This is a genomic window from Deltaproteobacteria bacterium (assembly GCA_016930875.1).
Lineage (GTDB): Bacteria > Desulfobacterota > Desulfobacteria > Desulfobacterales.
The window spans coordinates 1-11,413 of sequence record JAFGFW010000173.1 but is presented as its reverse complement, the minus strand read 5'-3'; the positions used below and the strand labels follow the sequence as shown (position 1 = coordinate 11,413).

Sequence of the window (11,413 nt, the reverse complement as noted above, 5' to 3'; positions counted from 1 at the left end):
CTGCGTTGCTCGTCGGTTAAATAGCTTGCTATTCGCCCTCCTCGCGCCTTGCCATGCGTGCGCCTCGACTCCTGAAAATGTAAATTTGTTTCTTCGCGAACCCTTAAGAGGCGATTGAAGAAACAGGGGACAAAGTTTTTTTGGCCGATGATGCAACTGAGTTGCGTCACCTTTAAAGAAGGAGTAGTAAAATGACAAAAAGATTCCTGTTGCCAGTTGGTCTGTTCGGCGCTGTGTTTCTCGTCATTGTCTTTTTGGGTACCGCTAACGTCTATCCAAAGCTGTCAAACGATACCAAGCAAAAGCTCAAGGTTTTCGTCAGTATTCTTCCCCAGGCCTATTTTGCGGAGCGCGTGGGGGGTGAGAGAGTCGATGTTTCCGTCATGGTAGGTCCAGGGCAGAGCCCGGCCACCTACGAGCCCAGGCCCAAGCAGATGGCCAAGCTGAGTAAAGCAAGCCTGTTTTTTCGGATTGGCGTTCCTTTTGAAAATGTATGGATAGAGCGTATCAGCAAAGCAAATCCACGCATGAAGGTGATCGATACGCGCCAAGGCCTTGAGCTTCTGCCCATGAAGGCCCATCATCATGGAAAGGGTATCAAGGACCCCCACATCTGGTTAAGCTTAAGGTTAGTCAAGATCCAGGCAAAAAGCATCTGCGATGCATTCATTTCAGAAGACCCGGATCACGCGGCCTACTATGAAGCTAATTTGAGGGCCTTCCACCATGATCTTGACAAGCTGGACGCAGAAATTACCGGTATCCTGAAAAATCTTAAGAATCGCCAAGTTATGGTGTTTCACCCTGCCTGGGGGTACATTTGCAACGATTACGACTTGGAGCAAGTCCCTATAGAGTTGGAAGGCAAGGAACCGAGCGCCAAGACCCTGGCCCGTCTCATCGCACAAGCGAAGGCGGAAGGAATCAGAGTGGTTTTTGTTCAGAAACAGTTCAGTAAGGAAAGCGCAGAGACCGTGGCTAAAGCGATTGGGGGCAAAGTCATTCAGGTCGATCCTCTGTCCAGGGAATATTTGCAAAACATGAGAAAGATTGCTGAGACTTTCGTGAAGGTGATGCAATGAGACAAGAGAAAAGCGTCGTTCAAATTAACCACGTGGATTTTTCCTATGATGGGGCTCTTTGTCTTGAGGATATCGTGCTTAACGTTCAAGAGGGCGATTTCCTGGGCGTGGTGGGTCCAAACGGGAGCGGGAAGACTACGCTTCTGAAAATCATTCTTGGCCTGATTCATCCCTTGAGGGGCAAGGTTGAAGTATTTGGAGAGACTCCGGAGCGCGCCCGGCGCCTCATCGGCTATGTCCCCCAGCATGCCGACCTGGATGCAAGCTTTCCCATCAGTGTCATGGATGTTGTTCTCATAGGACGGTTGGGAAAGTCTCCCCTGTTTGGGAGGTATCGCAAAGGCGATCGGCAATCGGCGGAAGAGGCGATGCAAGAGGCAGAAATCCATGATCTTCGCAATCGCCGTTTCGGCACCCTGTCCGGTGGGCAGAAACAGCGGGTTCTTATGGCAAGGGCCCTAGTGGGAAAACCGGAATTACTCCTTCTGGATGAGCCCACAGTAAGCATAGACGGAAGGGTTGAACAAGACATCTACGAATTGCTGAAACGACTGAACGAGACCGTAACAATCATCCTTGTGTCTCACGACCTGGGTTTTATCTCCACGTACGTGAATCGTGTCGCTTGCGTCAACCGGAGATTGGCATGCAGCCACACCGAGCACATCACAGGCGATGTGATTGAGGCATGTTATAGTGGACCTGTTCATATGTTGAAACACAAATGTGAATTGTGATGCTTGAATTTTTTGCAGTTCTAAGAGACCAGACGTTCATGCAGAACGCCGTTGTCATTGGCTTGCTGGCCAGTGTGGCCTGCGGTGTAATGGGAACCTACGTCGTTGTCAGGCGAATTGTCTTTATCAGTGGCGGGATTTCCCACACGGTCCTCGGGGGTATGGGGATCGCCTACTACTATGGATTCAATCCCCTGCACGGCGCTGTTGTGACGGCCCTTTTCGCAGCGATAGTAATTGGTTTTATAAGCCTTCGTTACCACCAGTACGAAGATACGATCATTGGGGCACTGTGGGCCGTTGGAATGGCCGTAGGAATTCTTTTTATCTACAAGACCCCTGGCTACAACGTGGATCTTATGAGCTACCTCTTTGGCAACATCTTGATGGTAAAAACAGAAAGTATACGGGTTCTCGGATATCTTGACGGCCTTATCATCCTTTCGGTCCTTCTTTTTCACAAACGCTTTATGGCCGTATGCTTTGACGAGGAGTACAGCAAACTGCAAGGAATCGGAGTCGTGAGCACCTATCTGTTGCTGCTGTGTCTTGTTGCCCTCACGGTGGTGATCCTGATTCAAGTAGTGGGAATCATTATGGTCATCGCCCTCCTAACGCTGCCGGCGGCTACTGCCAGGCTCTATGCCCCCAGCCTGGTTCAAATGATGATCATTGCTTCCATCCTAGGGGCAGTCTTTACTTCATCAGGACTCATTGTGTCCTATGAGCCAAACCTTCCTGCAGGCGCCACCATCGTTGTGATTGCGGGGCTCGCCTATCTTTTTGCCACTGCCGTCAAGGGGTTGTCCACAAGATTTCATGGGCGCGGAAACAAATAGTCTATTCATATTCTCTCACGTGGAACATGAGTCATCTTTATCCTAAGGTGACCTCTATATATGGTATTTTTTCTTGACGCTTATGCCCTCCTTTGGTATTAAATTATGTTGTTCTCGATGTAATCGAAGCGACTTCTGCGCGGAATTTGAGAAAGGAGATGCTGGTGAGAATCATTGCAATTGCGAATCAAAAGGGAGGATGCGGCAAAACCACTACGGCGATCAATCTTTCATCTTGTTTGGCACTAAGGGGACAGAGGGTTCTGCTCATTGATTTCGACCCTCAGTCACATGCCACCATGGGTTTAGACATAGACTGCGATCCCGAAAAAAGCATGTATCACGTGATGGCGCCAAGGCAGGTTGGGCAACCGGGCATTGAAGACATTGTTGTACCTGTTAAAGATGGCTTTGATATTGCTCCCTCAGACACCAGACTCAGTGCCATCGAACAGGAGCTTGCAGGAATCGAAGGGAGAGAGAACAGACTCATGGAGGCTCTCCAGGCACTTAAGCTACAGTATGATTTCGCCATCATTGACTGTCCGCCAAGCATTGGGCATTTGTGTTTCAATGCCCTTCGTGCCAGTGATGAGGCCATTATCCCAATTGACATGAGCCTTTTTTCCCTTCGAGGGGTTGCCAAACTAACAGACATAATCATCCTGCTCGAAGACAGTTGTGGCCATGCCATAAAAACCCGTGCCCTTGTTACAATGTATGACTACAGGACTCGATATTCTCGACACGTTTTAGAGAAGGTTAGGGAAAAATTCAAAGAAGAGGTTTTTGAGACAGTGATTCGTTACAATATCCGTCTCAGGGAGACGGTAGACTACGGCTTGCCTGTCGGCGACTATGATAAGCATGCCATTGGTCAGAAAGATTACGAGAAGTTGGCCGACGAAGTCATGTCTTCGAGAATCGCTGCCATGGCTCGGGAGGAAGATGTCTCAAGGACCGCGCATGACATTCTGCGAAAGGCAGAGGAATATATCGATTCCATGGAGGAACCTCCAATGCCTGTGGAGCCCTCGTCTGAATTTGAGGAGATTTTTCCCTATCCATCTGAATCCTCGTATTCAGCAATGATAGAAGCTATTGCAACGAACCTCGGCGATCCGAGTTCAGAACATGAAGAGAAAAGTGAAGAATTCGAATGATTGCTGACCCCTCATTCGCCCCTATTCCATTTCATAGGCTACGCTGACCTGGACACGGATTTGACTTTCTCCTATCTCAATCGGCGGCGCCCCTGCTGCGGCTTCAGCCTTCATATCGGCTGCCCGGAACATAAATGGCCTGGGCGGCATGTGAATCGGATGAGTGCTGAGTGAAGCGATGCGTTTTAGCTTCACGCCCGCTGCCTGGGCCAAAGTTCTAGCCCGGTCCATGGCTTCCTGTGTTGCTTGGGTTAAAGCTTCCTTTTCTAGTGGCTTTTTGTTTTTGATGTAAAATTGAATATGATGAATATTGTTGGCGCCACTTTCCAGAGCCTTCCCGACAATTTTCGAAACATGCTTGGATAAATGCTCAGCCTCAAATCCTTCCAGCGTAAGCTCAATCGCATTGTGCACTTCATACCCTTTGATCATGGGCGGCCGGGCTTTATAGTTCTTTTGGGGTGTCACGCGGTAATTGGAGGTCTTGAGTTTGAGGTTTTTTATATCCAAACCCTTGATCGCCTTTAGGACCCCTTTGGTTTTGCCGGCATTTTCTGAGCTGACCCGTTCCAAATTCCGCCCGTCGGACACAACGGCAATGGAAATTTTGGCTGAATCGTTTTGGCCCATCACCTCGGCCGTGCCTTCGGTGAGAATTAAATTACGGTCCAAAGCAGGCGGGCATTGGGCAAAGGTAGAATGTGCGACGGACAGTAGACACGCCATTAGAACCGGAACAAATGCTTTTTTCATTGCTGCCTCCTTTTTCAAGCATTTTAATTTACTGACTATATCCTACCGCGACCAAAAGTCGAGGATGCTGCAGATTCTGCAAGTTGAGCGAAGCGAAATCCCGTCGTCGGGAGCGTTAAGGCTGCAGCTGTAGAAATTTACCGTCCGCCGCAGGCGGAACAATGCTGAAGATGCGGTATCCCTCCTGCGGCGGATCTTCGACATAGGCTTTCCCGTGGGCTAAATATTATGGCTGCTTTTCACTGATTTCAGGATTTCATCCGGAGTTCATTCCGGCAGAGTCGTTAAAAAAACGTCTAATGGCTTGTAATTATTGCTTTTCAACTCATTTTGTCATGTTATTTATGCAACTATAGGGGACTATATATTATTTGTATATATATGCCGAATACCGTCGACTATGAACTGTACTGCGATCACGGCAAGAAGTAAGCCCATGAGGCGTGCAATTACTCTAATGCCACCAACTCCAAGGATTTTGTAAATCCTTTCTCCTAAGTAAAAAACTAGATAGAGAACGAGGCACGCAATTACGATTGCTGCGGACAACAGAGGCGTGCTGAGAGGGTCGTCGGCAGTTTCCTGCCACACCAGAACAGCAGTTATTGCGCCGGGGCCTGCAAGCAGCGGGGTCGCGAGTGGTACCAACGCTACGTTTTCCTTGGATATCCCTTCCTGCTCCTCTTCGTCTGTGGACTTCATGCTTGCTGGAATCAAACGAAGCATTTGTAGGGAATAAACAAAGAGAATAAAGCCACCTGTTATTTGAAAAGCCGGAAGGCCAATTCCGAAGAAGCGCAAAACGGCATCTCCCGTTGTGCTGAAGAAGATGAGAATTGCACAGGCGGATGCAGCGGCAATGCCCGCTATTTTGATCCGTTCCGCGTGCGTATTGCGTTTTGTGAAGAGTAGAAAGAACGGTAGATTTCCCAAAGGGTCCATAATGATGATGAGTGTAACAAGAATGGCTATGAAATCCTCAAATATCTCCATTTTCCTCTTGCTTGTCTTCTCTCTCGGCTTTGAGTAGTATGCCCATGCTTACTGTCGATTGCGTGGGTCCGTCTAACGGCGCAAATCAGCCGTAGCGTTTAGTTGTGTGGGGTGCATTTGCATTGTTGGGAAGCAAACTCCTTTTCAACATCTTGGCATCGAGGGCATCTTGTTCCCTTCCGGCACTTTTTTTGTTATCAGCACCTCCAGTCGGCCCCGGGGGTCAGTCAACATAGATCGCTATAATCCGCAATCCTAAGAAAGTGTAGATTGAATATGCGAATTAAAGCCTTAACTGAAAAACATATTTGTTCCCTTACTTCTCAACCTTCAATGTGTCCATACCCTAAAGTGATTGGTAAAACAACACATAACGCTGACCATCACCAGTGGGCAGGGTAAACGGGCCTTTGTAAAAGGAAAGGCGATTAAACACAAAACTCGTCAAAAACCTCACACCGCACGACCCTGCATACCCATTGTCCATTACCTGGTCTGGTCCCTGGCGGCGGTTTAAGCCCGGATCACAGCAGGTGGCTGCCTGCCAAGAATGATTTTCTGGTCCGGGTCGAACCGCTTTCCATCATCTTCAGGGCAAATTCCGTGATGCGCTGAAAAAGGCCGGACTCTTTGATGAAGTTCCTTCCGAGGTATGGGAAAAAGATTGGGTGGCGCATTCCGAACCGGTCGGTTATGGCGAAAAAGCAGTGAAATACCTCGCCCGGTATGTCTTTCGTGTTGCCAACACCAATAACCGGCTGAAGCGGTTATAAAATCCGCTGAACCTCCCTCTATTCAATTTCCAAATAGACGCGGCTCAGTTCAACCCAGAATTGTATGCCGGCTTCGCGACATACGAATTCTTGTTTCGTTATACGACTAAGGTTAAGCTGAGTTTCGGCAAGCAACTACATATCGATAGCCATACTCAATTACTGGTTCCCCGTTCTGATTGGTAACCTTGCATCTAATCCCAGCGAATCCTAAATCCCGTTTGCTTTGAGATCGTTTGAGATCAGCCCACCAAGCTTCGACAGAAAGGATGTCATCTGGCCTCACTGGATTGAACATTTTGGCCTCATCCATACCAACCCCAGTTAAAATTGCTACGTCACCCTGTGCTTCCACAACCACGCGAGTACAGGCGGAAAGAGTGTGGAGCGAGGAGGCAACAAGACCGCCGAAAACGGATTCCTTTGCTGCATTCTCATCAGTATGAAATGGCTGTGGATCGAATCTCTTGGCGAATTCAATGATGTCGTCACGGGTAATAATAAGCTTTTGGCAATGGAGGGGCTCCTCGTCAGTGATATCTTCAAAATATCTCCTTGCCATTTTTGTCCGCTCCTCCCTTTTCGCGCCTAAATCAACGGCGCGGCCTTTTTGCGTCCCCTGAATTTATAGGCTCAGGTTTTACTCTAAGTTTTAAAAAAATGTACATATTGATCAATTTTGACACTAATCTGGCTTGAATCCTCCCAATTCCACGCCGATTTCTTTATAACCTTGTTTAAAGATTTTTACATGGATTATAAGTAGATATACAATAATAATATAGGTTAAAACCATCCTGACCGTCTGGCTCATCGGTATTGTTTGCTGGGTCCAAAAGGTCATAAAAAAATCGATGCTCAGAAGAAAGGTGAATAATATAAGGATGTTCTTTGGACCGATTTTAACAGCAAAATATGCTGCAAGAAATAATCCGGCGATTGTCACTCCCGGCACAGCCGAATACCATAAAGAAAGAGGGACTTGATTAACAATTATATTCAACAGTGTTCCCGTAACAGACAGGGCAGCCATAAGAGAAATACTTGTGACAATTGCCACAGCGGGATTAATCTTAAAAATAAAGGTCAAAATAAAATAAAACATTGTGTCAATGCCGAAGCCGATCCAGCCGGAAATAAGTCCGCCTAATAATGAGAAGGCAAAAAGTATCATTATATTATAGATGGTTAAATCAATTTTAAGATTCGGGTATTTGCGTCTGAAAAGAATTGAGAAAAAAATAACCTGAGTAAATAAAAAAGCGATAAAATTGAATGTCAGAGTCAATAATTGCGGATTGTCAATCGGAACAAAAATAATGCTGATTATTATACCTATAATACCGCCGAACAAACATATAGGAATTACATTCGTCATAAAAAGTTTTTTATTGACAAGATACCATTTGAACGTTCCGAGACCCATACCGTAAGCCTGAATGATCAGATTGAACTGAACTGCTGTTAGGGGATTTATCTGTAATCGGGTCAATATGGGAAAATAGACTATTCCTGCTGCGGCCGGTGTTATGTTGGCTACTGTCGCGGCAATTATTCCAAGAAAAGGCATATAATAGAATCGCCCGAGAAAGTCTTCACGGAAATAAGGAAGAAGAATCAACCATAGTCCGTAAACTATAGTGACTATTATATATGGCAGATATTTGCTTTTTGTCATTATCTTTTGAGTTATGAATAAGTTGCCTTTTGCTATAAGATATAACGGGTGCGCGATGAGCCGCTCGTTTGTTCGGCAATTATCCCTTTTCTGCCACAGCCTTGAAAAATGTATAGCAGAAGACACCGTCGAATTCCGTCGTCCTGTAAAGGTCTCTGATGCCTCTATCAATTTCTGCAGGTTCAATCATCTTGGCGTCAATGGCAGCTTCCCTGCTGAAAACAGACATTGGAGAAGCCCTCCGACTCTACCCTTTTCTTGGCTTCAGCCACCGATGCTTCAGATATATCAATCGATGTAATGCGGGCTTGCGGGCTATTTCTTGCCAAAGTTAATGTTTGTGCTCCAACACCACAACCTGCCTCCAGAACCCGGGAATCTGGAGGGTATGTGCAGTGTCGGCGTGCAGGAGATCCACCAGGGATGATGCTTGATCCTGCAACCGCATGTTTTCTCTCGGATCGTATCCATGTACGTATTTATTGTTCATTTTTCTCCTATGCCGAAGCCTGGATCGGATAGAATATAAATCACCTCTGCAAGAATACGGCCAAAATGTCTCCCGTCACCTCCATCCTGGTGTGTACGCCCGGCATGGGCGTGAACCTTTCGGCCCTGAGCTCAAGGCCGAAGGGCTTATGGGGCGACCCGTCCGTCTCGGACAGGAAGTCCGCTGTGTGTGACCCTGTAATGTCTTGAGATATTAAAGAAATACTGGCCGACGGCAACCACCTTCGCCAAAGGCTACGGCGCGTCAAGAGCGCCTTCGATTAAAGCTATGGGGGGCTCAAGAGGGCGGAACCGCGAGGGACCGTCCGAAGGACTTGAGTGAAGCGCTAAAGGGAAGCCACCGGCGAGAGCAACCGCAGGGAGCGGCAACCCCGAGGGCAAAGCTATGAGCCGATGCACCTAGGCAAACGCTTCGGCGGCACAGACGAACACAAACGGCATATACTTGTCTCGCCATAGCCTCCGGCGACGGCGTATGGTGTGGGGGCCGGGGAAGAAAAACCCTCGGCTACCCGATTAGACATTAAATATATTCACTAAAAAGCAATTTCCAAGCAGCCTTGTATGCAACCACCTCTTGTGTTTCTTTCGGCAAATTATCTATAAATGCTCGTAGCGTTAGAGTATTCTTACTCACGTGATCCACCCGATCGCCAGCGACGTCCAATGCGGCAAGAAACCGATATGGATAATCAGTGATGAGATCTATCCAAGCTTGTTCAATGCCACTGCCTGATTTCATCCAGACCCTTGCTTGGGTGCTCACCACTTTCTGGATAGACAGAACCAGCATCTCCGAAGGCAAGATCGAAGTAGATACTCGGATACTTTTCGATCAGTTTTCTTACATAGTCAGGGCTAAATTTTTTAGCCCGGTCGGTGTGCATGGTGTTGTTTAGACAAATCAATAAATCTTGAACATGGTGGGCAAAACATCCAGTTCATGAAGTTCCTCAATTATTTCCAGCAGACCAACAATCCAAATAAACCAAAGAGCCTCAAACATATGCTTTTTGAAGATTACTGGTTTTACGATATATTTTTCAGGTTCTTTCAACTTCGATAAGCTCGGAAAAAACTTCGGCACGTTCTCAAAATATGTATAAAACTTTTCCGGATGCAGCCTCTGAAGCTCGGCTTCCTCACTTTTAATAACCAAAGGATAGTATATCGTAAAAGCAGACAAAATAATAACTGGAGCTAGAAGAGTCTCTGAAGCAAAGCCGACACCCAGTGCCCCGAGCAGACTAAAAAAATAGAGAGGATTTCTAGACATGGAATATGGCCCTTCTGTAACCAGATTATCTGTCTTGTAGCCTGCTATATACAAAGAGCACCATAATCGGCCCAATGAAGCAATCCCAACCAAAATAGCCCCTACGAGAAATAAAATTGTGCTGAATAAAGGCGCTTTGATTTCCCAGGCACTACTGGATACAGCTATTGTAACCATTAATATTATGACAAATAATTGAGTAAGCCGAATTCTTAATTTTTCAATCATGTAAAATTCCTTTATGTCTAACGGGCGCGAGATGAGCTGCAGGTTCGTCGTCTAATCGCACCGGAGCCAAGCGCTGCGTGTTTGTTAGACGGCTGTGCTGCCAGCTCTGTTGCTTCGGCATTTACGTCGAGTGTAGCTTTGCCAGTGTGTCGCGCAGAATCAAGGCGCATCGGGAAAGTGATTCGCGTTCTTCCGTTGACAGTTCGGCTTCCACAATCCGTTCAACCCCTACCTGGGAAACCACTGCAGGCACGCTCAAACATACATCGTCAATACCGTATTCACCGGTCAGGAGCGTTGATACCGTCAGAACGGTCTTCTGGTTTCGGAGAACAGCTCCAACAATTCGGACGAGGGCCAGTCCGATTGCGAAATACGTGGCTCCTTTGTAATCAATAATGTGGTAGGCAGAACTCCTCACCTCATCAACAATGCGAGCCCGTTGGGCTTTCCAGTCGCCACATTTCGCACAGATGGGGCAATACTCATTGATGGACATGCCGGCAATGTTGGTTAAGGACCAAGCCGGGAACTCACTATCACCATGTTCGCCCAGGACATAGGCGTGGACATTGTGGACGTCGATACCAGAGCACTTACTCAAGAGATACCTGAGACGGGCACTGTCCAAGACTGTGCCCGATCCAAGCACGCGACCTCGATCCCATTCTGTCCGCTTGAGAGCAATCTGAGCGAGAACGTCAACTGGATTGCTGACGACAACTATGACGGCGCGGGAGTTTCTGCTGACGACGTCATCCACGATGCTCTCGGCTATGTCAGCGTTTCTCTGAAGGAGATTTAGACGCGATTCGCCGGGTTGTTGCTTGGCTCCGGCCGTGATGACGACGACTTGTGCATCTGCGAAATCATCAGTTTCACCGGCCCGTATCTCCACTGGTGGAAAGAATGGAAAGCCATGAGCAAGATCCATCACTTGCCCTTGTGCAAGATCACGGTTTTGGTCAATCAGTATGATCTCATCGGATATCCCGCTCTGGGCAAGCGCATAGGCAAACGTTGCGCCAACGGCGCCTGCACCAACAATGACCACCTTTCTTGCTCCCCATACCTGTGAATTCATCTTGTTGTTGTCCTTTCGATTTTCGATTTTGCCAACCGCAAAGCTGAGCGGGCGGCGACGAGCAGACCGCATGGCACCGAAATTATACGAAAAGCCCGCAAATTATTCCGCTCCGCTCAAGCGATTTGTTGGGCCTTTTCTCTTGCCAAAAGATCGACCCGCTTTAGCAGAGTCGGGATTCGATGAGCCCCATGCATCGTCCTGATTTTTTCAGACGCCTTTTGCAGATCCACTCCAGCAGACGTGACGTACAGAGGATGTATGCTCCCTCCCCGGAAGATCTCGGTCCCAGAAGAG

At 47.6% G+C, this 11,413-nt stretch carries 14 protein-coding genes and 1 pseudogene; 6 read left to right on the top strand and 9 right to left on the bottom strand.

Going from position 1 to position 11,413, the window contains the following annotated elements:
* The first annotated feature begins 191 nt into the window (after positions 1-191).
* The 4 genes from JW883_14895 to JW883_14880 all read left to right on the top strand — a co-directional run bounded on the left by JW883_14895 (position 192) and on the right by JW883_14880 (position 3,821).
* The gene (locus JW883_14895) at positions 192-1,082 is read left to right on the top strand and encodes a zinc ABC transporter substrate-binding protein (GenBank protein ID MBN1843554.1); all 891 of its coding nucleotides are present in this window, start codon (positions 192-194) and stop codon (positions 1,080-1,082) included.
* Positions 1,079-1,819, top strand: a complete 741-nt coding sequence (locus JW883_14890) for an ABC transporter ATP-binding protein (GenBank protein MBN1843553.1) — start codon at positions 1,079-1,081, stop codon at positions 1,817-1,819. The genes JW883_14895 and JW883_14890 overlap by 4 nt, the downstream gene beginning before the upstream one ends.
* Positions 1,819-2,658, top strand: a complete 840-nt coding sequence (locus JW883_14885; GenBank protein MBN1843552.1) for a metal ABC transporter permease — start codon at positions 1,819-1,821, stop codon at positions 2,656-2,658. Before JW883_14890 ends, JW883_14885 begins: the two co-directional genes overlap by 1 nt.
* 164 nt (positions 2,659-2,822) lie before the next feature.
* Entirely contained in the window at positions 2,823-3,821 is a 999-nt protein-coding gene (locus JW883_14880; protein ID MBN1843551.1) for a ParA family protein, read from the top strand.
* A gap of 21 nt (positions 3,822-3,842) precedes the next feature.
* On the opposite strand, the gene JW883_14875 is transcribed toward JW883_14880, so the two are convergent.
* Together JW883_14875 and JW883_14870 are read right to left on the bottom strand one after the other, a co-directional pair.
* Complete coding sequence (locus JW883_14875; protein MBN1843550.1) at positions 3,843-4,574, bottom strand: SIMPL domain-containing protein; 732 nt, start codon at positions 4,572-4,574, stop codon at positions 3,843-3,845.
* A 360-nt stretch (positions 4,575-4,934) separates the two neighbouring features.
* Entirely contained in the window at positions 4,935-5,567 is a 633-nt protein-coding gene (locus JW883_14870; GenBank protein MBN1843549.1) for a MarC family protein, read from the bottom strand.
* 611 nt (positions 5,568-6,178) lie between these two features.
* Between JW883_14870 and JW883_14865 the strand changes: the two genes are divergently transcribed.
* Positions 6,179-6,340, top strand: a complete 162-nt coding sequence (locus JW883_14865; GenBank protein ID MBN1843548.1) for a transposase — start codon at positions 6,179-6,181, stop codon at positions 6,338-6,340.
* 112 nt (positions 6,341-6,452) lie between these two features.
* Here JW883_14865 and JW883_14860 read toward each other — a convergent pair whose 3' ends face one another.
* The 4 genes and pseudogenes from JW883_14860 to JW883_14845 all read right to left on the bottom strand — a co-directional run bounded on the left by JW883_14860 (position 6,453) and on the right by JW883_14845 (position 8,508).
* Complete coding sequence (locus tag JW883_14860) at positions 6,453-6,902, bottom strand: MaoC family dehydratase N-terminal domain-containing protein (GenBank protein MBN1843547.1); 450 nt, start codon at positions 6,900-6,902, stop codon at positions 6,453-6,455.
* Between the two features lie 123 nt (positions 6,903-7,025).
* A complete protein-coding gene (locus tag JW883_14855) occupies positions 7,026-8,018 on the bottom strand; it encodes a sulfite exporter TauE/SafE family protein (GenBank protein ID MBN1843546.1) in 993 nt (330 codons plus the stop codon).
* A 79-nt stretch (positions 8,019-8,097) separates the two neighbouring features.
* Complete coding sequence (locus JW883_14850) at positions 8,098-8,247, bottom strand: hypothetical protein (GenBank protein ID MBN1843545.1); 150 nt, start codon at positions 8,245-8,247, stop codon at positions 8,098-8,100.
* A pseudogene (locus JW883_14845) lies at positions 8,216-8,508 on the bottom strand (class I SAM-dependent methyltransferase). The gene JW883_14850 and the pseudogene JW883_14845 overlap by 32 nt, the downstream one beginning before the upstream one ends.
* Positions 8,509-9,226: 718 nt before the next feature.
* Between JW883_14845 and JW883_14840 the strand changes: the two are divergent.
* Positions 9,227-9,427, top strand: coding sequence for a hypothetical protein (locus tag JW883_14840; protein MBN1843544.1), 201 nt, complete (start codon positions 9,227-9,229; stop codon positions 9,425-9,427).
* A 5-nt stretch (positions 9,428-9,432) separates the two neighbouring features.
* Here JW883_14840 and JW883_14835 read toward each other — a convergent pair whose 3' ends face one another.
* The 3 genes from JW883_14835 to JW883_14825 all read right to left on the bottom strand — a co-directional run.
* Complete coding sequence (locus JW883_14835; protein ID MBN1843543.1) at positions 9,433-10,032, bottom strand: isoprenylcysteine carboxylmethyltransferase family protein; 600 nt, start codon at positions 10,030-10,032, stop codon at positions 9,433-9,435.
* Positions 10,033-10,153: 121 nt separating this feature from the next.
* Positions 10,154-11,116 carry an L-lactate dehydrogenase gene (locus JW883_14830; protein ID MBN1843542.1) on the bottom strand — a complete coding sequence of 321 codons (963 nt, stop codon included), beginning with the start codon at positions 11,114-11,116 and terminating at the stop codon, positions 10,154-10,156.
* Positions 11,117-11,232: 116 nt separating this feature from the next.
* The coding region (locus tag JW883_14825; GenBank protein ID MBN1843541.1) for an endonuclease V at positions 11,233-11,413 on the bottom strand (181 nt) is incomplete at its 5' end.

What these genes read in the sequence shown, in the direction of transcription:
- JW883_14850 (MBN1843545.1), bottom strand. Translation starts at nt 8,247, where the DNA reads ATGTCTGTTTTCAGCAGGGAAGCTGCCATTGACGCCAAGATGATTGAA.
- JW883_14895 (MBN1843554.1), top strand. Translation starts at nt 192, where the DNA reads ATGACAAAAAGATTCCTGTTGCCAGTTGGTCTGTTCGGCGCTGTGTTT.
- JW883_14890 (MBN1843553.1), top strand. Translation starts at nt 1,079, where the DNA reads ATGAGACAAGAGAAAAGCGTCGTTCAAATTAACCACGTGGATTTTTCC.
- JW883_14840 (MBN1843544.1), top strand. Translation starts at nt 9,227, where the DNA reads ATGAGATCTATCCAAGCTTGTTCAATGCCACTGCCTGATTTCATCCAG.
- JW883_14860 (MBN1843547.1), bottom strand. Translation starts at nt 6,902, where the DNA reads ATGGCAAGGAGATATTTTGAAGATATCACTGACGAGGAGCCCCTCCAT.
- JW883_14875 (MBN1843550.1), bottom strand. Translation starts at nt 4,574, where the DNA reads ATGAAAAAAGCATTTGTTCCGGTTCTAATGGCGTGTCTACTGTCCGTC.
- JW883_14835 (MBN1843543.1), bottom strand. Translation starts at nt 10,032, where the DNA reads ATGATTGAAAAATTAAGAATTCGGCTTACTCAATTATTTGTCATAATA.
- JW883_14855 (MBN1843546.1), bottom strand. Translation starts at nt 8,018, where the DNA reads ATGACAAAAAGCAAATATCTGCCATATATAATAGTCACTATAGTTTAC.
- JW883_14885 (MBN1843552.1), top strand. Translation starts at nt 1,819, where the DNA reads ATGCTTGAATTTTTTGCAGTTCTAAGAGACCAGACGTTCATGCAGAAC.
- JW883_14830 (MBN1843542.1), bottom strand. Translation starts at nt 11,116, where the DNA reads ATGAATTCACAGGTATGGGGAGCAAGAAAGGTGGTCATTGTTGGTGCA.
- JW883_14870 (MBN1843549.1), bottom strand. Translation starts at nt 5,567, where the DNA reads ATGGAGATATTTGAGGATTTCATAGCCATTCTTGTTACACTCATCATC.